This window comes from Bradyrhizobium sp. CCBAU 51627, from assembly GCF_028128765.1.
In the GTDB taxonomy this organism is placed as follows: Bacteria; Pseudomonadota; Alphaproteobacteria; order Rhizobiales; family Xanthobacteraceae; genus Bradyrhizobium.
This window is the reverse complement of the sequence record NZ_LBJG01000004.1, coordinates 13,850-25,811: the sequence shown is the minus strand read 5'-3', so window position 1 is coordinate 25,811 and position 11,962 is coordinate 13,850. Positions and strand designations below refer to the sequence as shown.

Genomic DNA, 11,962 nt, shown 5'->3' with positions numbered 1-11,962 from the left:
GCTAGCGATTCCCGGGCGCTGGCTGCGCGGGATCCCGCAGCTGGGTGCGCGCTGCGATCCTCGCCTCCATCCGATTGGGCAGGTCGGCGGAGCCAACGTAGAGGTCGGCCAGATGCCGGCTGAGAGCATCTATCGAATAGTTCTGTTTGACATATCCAGGGCCAGCGCTTGCCGCGGCAGAAAGCTGGGCACGGTCCGTCACAACTCCTTTGAGGACATCCTTGATGGTTTCCGGGTTCGCCTCAATGATCGGACATGCGCGACGATTTGCGATCGCGACATCGTCGTGCAGATAGCAGATCACGGGACAGCCCATCGCCATCGCCTCGACAGCAGTCAAACCGAAGGCACCGCTGACGAGTTGATCGACCAGAACGTCGACCTCGCACATGGCGCGGAGAATCTCCTCATGCGGCTTTCCGCTCAAATACAGGAGATTGATTGAAAATCCCTCTGCCTTCAAAGCGTCGATCGCCTGCTCGAGGTACTTGGTGCCCTTGAAATAGCCGTGGTTCGGAAAATGCCCCACGATGAGCGTGTCGGCTCCGCGATCGGAAGGCTTGCGCGTGGGAAGCCTGTTCATGTCCACGGTGAGGTAAGGTATATTGATGGCGCCGGGAATAAGCTTCATCGCCAGGCCGTGCGCAATCACAGCGGTGGAGTGCTCTCTTATCACCTTGAGCATGTTCGCTGCTCCGGCGTCGTCACAAACGCAAAACGCCCCCACATCCGGGCAATCGGAACAAAAGCTCCACCGTCCCAGGGCTAGCGTGTTGTTACGCGTCCGGTGGTCCGCTCCGTAGGCGTAGGTATACAGGCGTTTTCCGGCGCTGCGATAAATTTCCATCTCTCTCATCGCAATACCGAAACGGGGGCTTCCGTAGCCCCCCGCCGGCTCGATGATGCCTCGGTCGTTGTAAAGATGAAATACATCAAAGTTGACGAGAGCCCAGATCAGCACGAGCCAGCGAAACAAGATCCAATCTTCGCCGCGCTCTGCAACGAGGCGGTTTTGCAATTCCGCGAACACGAAGTCGAAACGCGAGGAGGTATGATACGTCGTGAATACGATCGAGCAGGAGTTCAGACCTAGGGCGCGGTCCGCGGCAACGCCGGCAGTCAAATTAACGATCGGCGTGACGCCCCAAACAGATCTCAACTCTCCCTTATGGATTCTGCGCTGAGAGATGGCACGGCTGTCCGCGATTAGGGCCTCCCAGAACAAACGCGCCTCGGAAGATTGGTCGGGATTGAGAAATGGCCGCAGGGCATCCAGCAGGCAGATGAGGAGGCCGTAATCTCGCTCCGAGGCGACCCTATCCATCTTTTCGAAGATCGTATCCTCGATCCTTCCTATCCCTCCTGCCGGAGAGAGCGACCGAAGCGCCTCTCGAAGCCTAGGGTTCCTCCTGGCAACCCGGGATAGCCTCGAGAAGCTCGTCGGCTCCCGCCCGAACAGACGGCGGGCTGATTGGACTAGCTTCGAAAACACGATACACGCCTACGCGGCTTCAGGCGCTGACTCGATTGATGCATTCAACGACACGCTGCTGATCCGCTTCCGTCATATTCGGAAAAATGGGCAATGTAATCGTCGTGTCCTCGGCAAGCGCGGCGTTCGGAAACGCCTCAGGGAGCAGGCCGTACTTGTTTCTGTAGTAACCCAGCCGATGCACGGCGTGCGTTCCCGGCCGCGTTTGAATTCCTCCAGCGGCCAGGGCCGTCATCACCGCATTGCGGTGCGCCCGACTGCCTTCAAGCACCCGGATGACGTAGGATTGAAACGTGTGTCCATTGACGTCTCCTCCGAGGGGCCGGGCGATCGAGTTGTTGCCTGCCAGCAGTTCGGAATAGCGATGCCCCAGACGTCGGCGCTCCGCCAGCAGCCGTTCGAGCTTACCCATCTGCGCCACGCCCACGGCCGCTTGAATGTCCGATAGGCGCAGGTTGAAGCCGAGGTTTTCAAAGGTCGCCATCGTCCAGGGACCGTGGGGCTCGACCGATGGATCGGGCGCGCCGGTCGCACCATGATTGCGCTGCGAGCGCACGCGCTCGGCGAGATCGTCACGGCTGGTCGTCACCGCTCCTCCCTCGCCGGTCGTAACCGCCTTGCGAGGGTGGAACGAAAAGCAACCGATATCGCCGAGGCCGCCGACCGGCCGGCCCTTGTAGGTCGTACCGATTGCGCATGCAGCGTCCTCGATGATCGCGATGCCCCGGGGCTCGGCGACGGCTCTTATTTCATCCATGGGAGCGGCGAGCCCAAACAGGTGAACCGCGACGATCGCCTTCGTCCGCGGCGTGATCGCCGCCTTCAGAGCTTCGGGATCGATGTTGTACGTCGCCAAGTCGACGTCGACGAAAACGGGCCTGGCGCCGACATATTCCGCCGAGTGAGCGCTCGTCACCCAGGTGAAGGCCGGGACGATGACTTCGTCGCCCGGTCCAAGCTTCAGCGCCAAGGTCGCGAGATGCAGCGCCGCAGTACACGACGTGCAGGCAAGAGCGTGCTTGACGCCTTGCTTCTCGGCGATCAGCCGCTCGAAGCGTTCCGTGAACGGACCCTGCGTGACCCATTTCGAGTTGAGACACTCGCGCAACAGCGCGATTTCGGCCTCATCAAAGCTCGGTTCTGTGATGTTCATCTGATCGTCCCACTAACTGTCGCATCTCCGTGCCCAGAGATCCGATCATTTCCCGGCGACAGGGCAATACGCCTATTTCCGAGTGCCGCGCCTTGTTACGTACTGGGCCCAAGAATGAAGTCGATCGTTCCGATCGCACTCGTGCTTATTTCAATTGCGCAGCGAGTCAGCCCCAAGCCGGTCTTCTTCGCTAGCGTGATCCGGATCTTCTGCGCATCCTCTTCCACCAGCAGTCTTTGCAGCTGAACCCGGCCCAAGAACCACTTGCGACCGGGTGGAATGGAAAGGAGCGCATTGTGCAGCTGCAATGTCAAAGACGTCACTACCTCGAATGGACTGGCATTTACCTTGCCGTCCAAGCGGATCGTTTGCCCCTCGACGATTGCGTTCTTGCGGATCGACTCCTCATCGTAAACCTCGCTGCGCGTGACCCGTTCACTGCGCTCGGAAACGAGGCAGTGCCAAGGCGTCTCGCCCACATAAAAGGAAACGACAGCAGGCTCTTCGTAGTTCGCGCCTAGCGGCCCCTCGCAAAAACAAAGGCTAGGTTGCTTTCGTATCAAGCGATTTACTCGCATATCCAAGGGCCCCCGGATTTGCAGGCCCAGGCTTGTTGCAGCTCGAATCAACTGCTCATATAGCGTCGTGGAATGCACATAAGTGCGCGATCCGCGTAAGGCAACCTGGGGCGAGAAGATCAAGTGGTCCAAGACGCCTACCCGCGGTGTTTGTCTGTGCGAAGGTCATCCACGCGCTCGACGATCCGCTGTTTCTTTGTCCGGGGAGTGATCTGCGCTTCGATTGGAAGAACCTCGAATTTCAATGGCACCTTGAACTTCGCCATTCGATCCCGGCAGAACTCCTTCAGCCTCTCATTGACCGCAGCCTCATCTTCCGGCTCGGATAGCGAAACACGAGCTCGTACCGCTTGACCCAAGAGTGGGTGTTTGGCGCCATAAACCGTGGCATCCACGACGCGGTCGGCCTGAAGAAGAATCGTCTCCACCTCAGTGGGGAAGACTTTCTGGCCGCCGACGTTGATGACCTCCGATGCTCGGCCTCGAAATCGGATAAGGTCCCCCTGCTGATCTACGAGATCACCCGTATTCATCCAGCCTTCAGCGTCAATCGGACTGGGAGCATTGAGATATCCGACCATGCTGGAATTCGAGCGGATGTGCAGCACTCCGTCGACGACACGGGTTTCGAATCCCCTTCCGCCGATTTTCAGCCAGAGCGACTTTGGATCGGGAGATTTCGAGTGAAGTACCCCCAGCTCGGACAAGCCATAAGTCTGCTTGAGTTCGACGCCAGGAAAGACCTCGCTCAAGCGCGCGAGTGTCGATTCCGGCATCGGCTCCGTCCCGTAGGTGATAAGTCGAACCGAGCTGATGCCATGGTCGCGCCACACTCCGCTGGCGATCAGCATCTTGAGAAATGTCGGCGTGGTCGGCAGGAGTTCGGCGCGTCCTTTGGAAATTGCCCTGCAAACAGCATCGGGCGTTCGATCGGAGATGCATATCGCAACTCCTCCGTACGCCAAGGTCGACAGCAGCGTATTCACACCACCGAAGTGATCCATCATCAGGAAAAGAACGGTGCGGCGGCCTCGCCGCAGCTCTGCGAACTTGTCGAGAACCTTTTCGAGGTCGTGCAAAATCGCTTTCGGCTGCCCCGTCGAGCCAGATGTAAAGACCACAAGTCCAGCATGCTCCGTCGCCCGGAAGTCGTCGAGCAGGGGGCTGGAACCATGAGAAAACGCAGCCGAAAAGGTCGCATGCCCCTCGTCGTCAAATCTAATGACCCGCTCAAGCCCGCCGATTTGCGCCAGCCTCGGCAATTCGTGTTCGACCGCAGGGGTGAGCGGCGCCGCTATGGCCCCCACCCTCATCAACGAAATAAACAGAGAGATCGTCTGAGGCGAATATTCCCCGACATAACCACAAACCGTTCCTTGGCCGACTCCTTCGCCGCGCAAACGCTCCAGCCAAATCTCACTGTCGGCAAGCAGTTCTCGAAAGCTTACTGTCCGCTTCTCGGAAACTATCGCAGGAGACTCGCCAAACGACGCGAGTCTCGAAACCAGCCGATCGACGGCCGAATTGCTCAAATGATCTGACATTGGCATTGCCCAGTGACACGATCAATTCCGTCGGCCGTCACAGCAACGGCCAAAAGAACGACGCGGAGCGGCTTGACGATTCTTTTCACCTCACAACTATAAAGGAGCTCCTTGTCGGCATAGACAGGCTGATGAAACTTGAATTCCGTTCGCTGAAGCACAGCGTGCTCGCCCGGAAGATACATTCCCATAAGTCGGGAAAATCGGCTGACGACCGCGAGCCCTTGAATGATGGGGGCGTCGAATCCTCGTCGGCGGGCAAAATCGACGTCATCGTGAACGGGTGCACTGTCTCGCGCCAAACATGCGAACGCTTTGTGCTTCTCGGTATCGAAAACGACTTTTTGCACTACGCGATCGCCGACGGAAAGATCGTCGATGAGAAGGGCACGTGGCGGCGTTTCGTCCGTGACTTCAAGGTGCATCGGCAAAATTCCCGTCTGAGCGGAAGTCACGACTTGGCGTGAACTTGGACGAAGTCAACGATCTCCTTTAGCGAGCGGAGTCGCTCCATATCCTGTTCACCAATCTGGACCTTATACTTTTCCTCGATCTCCATGATGGCCGTCGCATAGTCGAGCGAGTCGAGGCCAAGCTTGAGCAAGGGAACACTATCGTCACTGAGATCGGGAACCCTCGGCTTGCTGGCCTGCTTGATGATCTCGACGATCTCGTTTCGGATGGTCATTACTTCTTTCTCCCACGACTGGACAATTTGATTGCGGAGCTTCCGGCAGCACTACGGCGCCGAGCCGTAGCATGGAAGCCGGAAATGTTGGAACGGTTCGCTATCATGGTTTCGATTGAGGTCGCTTGACCCACCCCACGCGACGGGCTGGGTTTCCAAAAACAACCCAGTATTCGGGCACATCCTTCGTAACTGCGGCAGCGATCCCTGCGAGGGAAAACTGACTCATCACACGGCCATCCATCAGAACGGCACCCGGACCGAGATAGGCCCCTCTTTCCAGAACACTGCGGCCACACATAGTTGCGTTCGGGCCGACGTACGTGTGATCGCCTATCTCGCAATGATGTCCCAGCATGGCCCCGGCGCGAACGCCCGCAAACCTGCCGATCCGCGCAGCCGGCTGCACCGTCGCACACGACAGCACGAATGACCCGCACCCGATTTCGACGTCAGATGAGACGACGGCCGCGGGGTGAACAAACGTACCCCAACGGTCATCCGGAATCCGAAGGTCCTCGATGCGGCGCGCGCGTTGTGGCATGTCACCCACTTTCTGGATGGCCGGAATGAACTGGACATCGGAATCGACCTCCCGCCAGTCGTTCAACGCTCCCAAAACTGGTACGCTGTGCAAAATCTCCCCTCGCGGCAGAACGTCATTCAGAAAGCCTACCAACTTAACGTCTCTTCCCGCCCTTTCCGCGAACTGAATGGCTTCGGCCAAGGAAAAACCGTCTCCTGGGCCGCCCAGCACCACAATTTTTTTCGTGCTCATGCGAGCAAATCCCACCATCTAACGCCTTGCCGGCCCGGTGAGTGCGGGCGAATCGATACATCACACTCCATCCCCTGCCCCCTCTTCAGACCGGCGAGACACATCTAGTCGAAACGACCTCTGTCTCGACGAAGCCTGGCACCTAAGCTGCGTACCATTTTCGCCGCCGACGATGCACCGAAGCCGCGCTTCCGATCATTGACCGCAATCGAGTTTTCAAACCGGCCGGACAGCCCTCTCGTCGCAAACCATTCAAGGCATTCTCTCAAGGTCCAGGTAACGAACCCTTCGTCGGCCAGACGTCGCGCCGCTTGGTGCATGCCGATCGTCTTTTCAATATTCTCCGGATGCAGGTTCAAGACAATCACGCCCGGCACACCACTCGATCGTATGCGCTCCGCGAGATTGTAAACGCATTCGGCAGCCTGCACGTCATTCCAGTCATTGATAAAGACAACACCGTCGCCAATGGCGGTCAAGATGCTCCAGTGGTCCGTCAATTTGCCGTCGAGCAGGAGGCGTCCCGGAAGCAAGGAGCCATTCAGCACCTGCCCGTTGAAGCCGGGCACATTCGAGCTTCCGAAAACGCCTTTGGCAACCCAGGAAGCAGCGTGGCCCCAATAGCCGTCATTCAGAAACCCATGGTTTCGAACTGTGAATCGTTCCTCGCCAGTAAGTGTTGTGAACCAGTTGGCCTGTTCCACGAATACCTTCGCGTATTGCTCCGGACGATCGAGAGCATCGGGATGGAGGCCAAGCTCAATGTCTCGTCCGGACTTCAGTTCGTCGAGCGAACTCCTGGTGTGCTTCGTAAGTGGATGCAGAAAATACGTGACGGGCAGGTCTCCCAATAGGTCCCTCTGTTGCGCATAGCGCGCGAGTGGAGCTTGGTCGTCGTCCCCCGTTATCACGATGGCGCCCGGCGCCCCATTCGGCAGGATTGGCGCCCTGGACAGACCGCATAGTCGGTACACGGAATCCGCCAGTGCTTCGCACCACCAGTCGGCTGGCCGCTGATCGAGCTCTTCGCCAGCGAGCTGTTGTTCGAACAAGTAGTTGGGCCGCTCGCCGGCAAAGCCCCAGATCGCCTTCGTAGGCCGATTGTTCGCAGCCGCAGGATCCCCTTGCCGATAGCGGACGAGATCGGAAGCGAGGTCCGTACCGACTAAGATGATCGAACCGCCGTTCCCGGCGCGCCGACGCAACCAAATCGCTTCCTGCTGGTGATCCAGAACGATCGTGGTGGCATCGCCCTGCGCCCGAAGCCGCATGTAGGAATGCAAGGTCCTCAGGCGCGACCAGGGCCTCGATCCGGCGAACCGCGCCTGGACCACCTCAGGTGAGATCGTTGTTCTGACTTCCGTCTCAACGCCGAACGCTTTTCCAAACCGCACGCTGGGAAGGACGGCGATCACGCAAGCGCCTCGTGCAAGAGCGCTATTCACCAAGGGTAGGTCGCCTTCCCCGGGGTGGTAAAGCACCACGGGCTCCCCATCGCTCGTCGTGGAAGCGCTTCCGAATCCGAACATCTGGAGATGATCTACTATGAACGAAGCGCCAGCTTGTTTGGAAATGACGGGTTGCACCGTTCGCTTCCCGACCTCGCTCAGCGAGTTCAAACAGCTCGCCAAACTCGACGTATACAGTTCGGGTCGACGGAACAAGCTTCCCTGGATAATCGGAAGACTCCTTGATCCGAATTTGGTTTTGAAAAGAGAAACCTTCGAGATGGGCCACTCGCGCGGCACCTCTGGAAACCAGGGCCCAAAGCGGTAAACCTCGTAGCCCATGCGTTTGGCCCATAGGATCGCATTCCAGTGCATGAAATTGTTTGGCCGAAACTTCATGAATTCGGGCAGCGAAACGCCGGCGAGAAAATTCACAGCCTTCTTGTCGGTCAACAGGAGGAGACCGGCTATCGGCCTCGTATCCTGCCTCACAAATGCGACGTGCACTCCACCTTCGGCTGCAAACGAAGTAAAGATGCTTCTATAGTACTCAACGGAAGGTAGTACTTCGCCGGTCCTCGTAGCTGACGCACGCGCGATGTCCATGTATCTTTCAAGGTTCGAGGCGTCGCTCGATATCTCGAACTGCAAATTTGATTTTTCGGCCTTCCGGATCGCCGTGCGGCACGGCCCGTCCAACCTCGCAAACAACTCCTCAGTGGCTGGGGCAAGGTCGATGAGCTGATCGGCATTGAGAGTTGAGAGACCGGGACAGGGCATCATTCCGGATGGTCCGAACGCAATGCCGAGCTGGAATCCGAACTCGGTAACCCAGAACGGAACGGCTTCCCTTGCCGAATGACGGTTCGCGGGGGCGAGATTGTGGCAGTTCAGCTGGATGCGATCGGCGCCGTATAGATCGGCTGCGGCGAATATCTCCTGCATTGCAGCCTGGCGGGCCGCCCTCGCAAGGCCGGGATCAATATCAACGTCAAGCGCAAGGCCGGTATGCCGATGAATACCTGAGTGAAGCAACCGCTCGCCGAACACCATGTCGGCGCCTTCATTCAGGAACAAAGGCTGGATTCCGACGAGTTGCGAGCTTTCTTCCAGCCCAAAAGAAAGGTTCGCAGATGCGAAGAACTGCTCCTCAATTTCGATCCAGGACGACCGATGTGTGAGCCAGGCTTCAGGCGATCGCAGCGCCAACTGATCCCAAGCGCCACGATCCAGTTCTCGAAACCGTACGACCTTCATCGCGATTCAAAGACTGCGTTGAACCGCGTGCCAAAATAGGGGTTCAGCGGATGGATATCGACGATTCTTGTTTCGACCCCCAGGCGACGGCCCAGTGCCAAAAAGTCCGTCCGATCGAAGTAGTAGGAAACAATCTCGGGCTTGACTTCCACGGACGAATTAGCCTGTCGGCTGCCCAGTCCAAAGAGTCTGGCGATCTTGGACCCATGACCCGAGATAGTGCGCTCTTTCCGAAGTGTTTCCAGCGGCGCCCTCTCGACTTCTGGCCCGAACAGCCGCTCGAACTCCGTCGCAAGAGTCTTTGCTACGGCTTGAAGTTCTTCCTGCTTCTCGCGATCAGGGATGGAGCCGATCAGAACGCGACCGCCCTGCTTCACCACCCGGAGCATTTCAACAATGATAGGCTCGCCAGCCGCGAACGAAGGGAAGTTCGAGAAGACATCATAACAAAGAGCTGCATCGAACTGCCGATCGGCAAAAGACAGGTGCTCGCCTTGGGATCGATGAAACTCGGCATTCGGTATGCCAAGGCGCCTTGCAACGGCAAGAGGTGCTTCAGCAAGATCGACGCCCACGTACCTTCGTACACTGAGGGCCAGATTCTTCGCCAAGAAGCCTGCGGCACAGCCAACCTCGAGAACCGAAGAGTTCCGATCGATCTTCATCAAGTCGAGCATGTTCTGCCGCAGATCATTCAGCAGCTTCTGGTCCGCCCAAAGGCGAGGACTACGCCCGGCTATGTAGCAGAGATCTTCAAGTGTCGGCTGATCCGGTATCTGTCTCGCCCGAAGCTCGAAGAAGGCTTCGAGTTTCTCCTGCCAATCAGGCTCTCTCATCGCCGTCACTCAGCGCTCTCTATCTTGCACGTGAACTTCGGATCATAGATGTAGGTGAAGTGCCACAAGGAGTTCCGCGAAACCGAAAACTGGGCGGCCTTCTCGACGTAGTGAAGAATGGCGTCAGCGCCCTTCGGCAGCATGTGTCGACAAAGTCCCGCCGACACGAAGTATTGGCCTTCGCCAAGAGCGAGTTCAGGTATTTCGTAGACAACGCTGCCGCGCGACGGCAACGCTCCGTCAGCATCCAGAAACACGCCGCCGTCATATCCCTCGATCCCCGCGACGGCCTGCAGCCGGCCGCTGTCGATCCGTAGGCTGGCGTAGATCTGATTGTGCTCGGTCGTCCCCGCCCACGAGATCCGTATCCGAAGCGGCTGCCCGTTCTTTACAACGCCCAAAGCGTTGCCATCGGCATCGATCACCTCCACTGAGGTAATCCGCAGTCCATTGCCGCCGAGCTCGTATTTTCCGGTTTCGGCCGTAGCCTCAATCGCCAGACTCAGCTTCTTCGTTTCCCTGAGGTTCCGCGCTTCCTCTTGATCCCAGACGCTCTGCTCATAGGCCTTCCCGACCCGTTGGGCATTCCCGTGCATGAGCACCCGCCCTTTGTCGATCCAGATCGCCTCATCGCACAGCTCGCTGATCAAGCCGCTCGAGTGCGAAACGAACAGCACAGTAGCTCCGCTTTCGCAGATCTGGCGGACGCGCTTCATGCATTTGTTGACAAACGCAGCATCGCCCGCAGCCAGCGCCTCGTCGACGATGAATATCTCGGGATCGACACTGATTGCCGTAGCAAAGGTCAGTCTCGCCTGCATGCCGCTCGAGTACGTACGAAAAGGTTGGTCTATGACCTCGGCAAGCTCACTGAATTCGATGATCCAGGGGACCTTGGCCTCGATTTCCGCCCTGGTCATCCCGAGGCACATCCCGCCCAGAACGATATTCTCCCGACCCGACACGTCCGGGTGGAATCCGGTGCCCAGCTCCAAAATTGCGGACAGCCGTCCCGCCACCTCGACCCGCCCGGTCGTCGCGTCCAGCAAACCAGCGACGATCTTCAGAAGCGTGCTCTTTCCCGCACCATTCGGGCCAATCACGCCGACGACGCGTCCGCGCGGCACTTCAAAGGACACATTCTGCAGCGCCCAATGCTCGGAATGGAACGGCTTTCCCGTAATCACTTCCTTGAGGAAGTCCAAGGGCTGACGATAGAGACGGTAAGCCTTGCCAAGCCCAGTGACGCGAATGGCCATGCTGCTCTGCGCCGTTCCACCAAGCGGCAGTGACGCTATCATGCCCTGGTCTTCAGAGAGCGTTTCCATAGTATGGCTTCAATTTTTCGAACGTGCGATATCCGAGACCCAGGCTAAGAAGGGCGAACAGCACCGTGGCGATCCAAGCATATGGATGCCTGAACTCCCCGAAGAAGAGCACGTCCTGATAGACCCAGATGAAGTAGCTGAAGGGATTAGAATAGATTATCGGCTGAAGCACCTTCGGCATCCAATCCGGAAGATAGACCGTCGGCATCAAGTACATCGCGATCGAGGTAAAGACAGTTACCAATTCCCGCAGGTCACGAAAGAACGGCGTGATCGCCGAAAAGGCAAAACACAAGCCGACTGCCAAGGTCGCATGGATCGCGAACACCACCGGAAGGAGCAGCAGCATCCAGCTCACGCCGCCCACGACTGCCTTATAGAATATGACCAGCAGCAGTGCCGGAATGTGAGGAATGCTAGCGGCAATTGCCGCAGCGATTGGCAACACCTCGATGGGAAACACCACCTGTTTAACCAGATTTGCACTGGAAATAAGCGCTCCGGGCCCACGAACCAGCGCCGCCTGCAGCATCAGCCACGGAGCCAGACCAGCGAGAATGTAGGAAGGGAAATTTCCCTCAAACCCGGCCACCGAAAGCTTGCTGCCCAACACGAAGCCAAAGATCAGCAGATAGGTTCCGACAACCACCAGCGGATGGATAAAGATCCAAAACGCACCGAGGCCGTGCATGGCGTGCGACGCGCTGAGCTCGCGCTCAACAATTTCGCTCAACAATTCGCGGTAGCGAAACACCTGCTTGCAGGTGACCCAGAAGGCCTGCGAATTGCGGTACGGCGAGAGCCCCACCCGGATCCATCTGACAGCCGGCAACAAACGGTTCATTGTCTGCATCAACGCT

The 11,962-nt window shown here is 58.0% G+C and carries 11 protein-coding genes; all 11 read right to left on the bottom strand.

Annotation, left to right across the window (positions count from 1 at the left end):
- Position 1: 1 nt before the first annotated feature.
- The 11 genes from XH88_RS01870 to XH88_RS01820 all read right to left on the bottom strand — a co-directional run bounded on the left by XH88_RS01870 (position 2) and on the right by XH88_RS01820 (position 11,946).
- Complete coding sequence (locus XH88_RS01870; RefSeq protein WP_271613718.1) at positions 2–1,324, bottom strand: glycosyltransferase; 1,323 nt, start codon at positions 1,322–1,324, stop codon at positions 2–4.
- Positions 1,325–1,511: 187 nt separating this feature from the next.
- On the bottom strand, positions 1,512–2,645 hold the full coding sequence (locus tag XH88_RS01865; RefSeq protein ID WP_271613717.1) for a DegT/DnrJ/EryC1/StrS family aminotransferase: 1,134 nt from the start codon (positions 2,643–2,645) through the stop codon (positions 1,512–1,514).
- A gap of 95 nt (positions 2,646–2,740) precedes the next feature.
- Entirely contained in the window at positions 2,741–3,355 is a 615-nt protein-coding gene (locus XH88_RS01860; RefSeq protein ID WP_271613716.1) for a hypothetical protein, read from the bottom strand.
- 5 nt (positions 3,356–3,360) lie between these two features.
- Positions 3,361–4,767 carry a class I adenylate-forming enzyme family protein gene (locus XH88_RS01855; RefSeq protein ID WP_271613715.1) on the bottom strand — a complete coding sequence of 469 codons (1,407 nt, stop codon included), beginning with the start codon at positions 4,765–4,767 and terminating at the stop codon, positions 3,361–3,363.
- Positions 4,752–5,192 (bottom strand): MaoC/PaaZ C-terminal domain-containing protein, encoded by a 441-nt coding sequence (locus XH88_RS01850; RefSeq protein WP_271613714.1) that lies wholly within the window; start codon positions 5,190–5,192, stop codon positions 4,752–4,754. The genes XH88_RS01855 and XH88_RS01850 overlap by 16 nt, the downstream gene beginning before the upstream one ends.
- Before the next feature lie 26 nt (positions 5,193–5,218).
- Positions 5,219–5,455, bottom strand: coding sequence for an acyl carrier protein (locus XH88_RS01845; protein ID WP_271613713.1), 237 nt, complete (start codon positions 5,453–5,455; stop codon positions 5,219–5,221).
- Between the two features lie 103 nt (positions 5,456–5,558).
- Positions 5,559–6,233, bottom strand: coding sequence for a hypothetical protein (locus XH88_RS01840; protein ID WP_271613712.1), 675 nt, complete (start codon positions 6,231–6,233; stop codon positions 5,559–5,561).
- Positions 6,234–6,337: 104 nt separating this feature from the next.
- Complete coding sequence (locus XH88_RS01835; protein ID WP_271613711.1) at positions 6,338–8,938, bottom strand: GNAT family N-acetyltransferase; 2,601 nt, start codon at positions 8,936–8,938, stop codon at positions 6,338–6,340.
- Positions 8,935–9,774 carry a class I SAM-dependent methyltransferase gene (locus XH88_RS01830; protein ID WP_271613776.1) on the bottom strand — a complete coding sequence of 280 codons (840 nt, stop codon included), beginning with the start codon at positions 9,772–9,774 and terminating at the stop codon, positions 8,935–8,937. Before XH88_RS01830 ends, XH88_RS01835 begins: the two co-directional genes overlap by 4 nt.
- Before the next feature lie 5 nt (positions 9,775–9,779).
- Positions 9,780–11,102, bottom strand: coding sequence for an ABC transporter ATP-binding protein (locus XH88_RS01825; RefSeq protein ID WP_271613710.1), 1,323 nt, complete (start codon positions 11,100–11,102; stop codon positions 9,780–9,782).
- A complete protein-coding gene (locus XH88_RS01820) occupies positions 11,086–11,946 on the bottom strand; it encodes an ABC transporter permease (RefSeq protein ID WP_271613709.1) in 861 nt (286 codons plus the stop codon). The genes XH88_RS01825 and XH88_RS01820 overlap by 17 nt, the downstream gene beginning before the upstream one ends.
- Positions 11,947–11,962 lie beyond the last annotated feature (16 nt).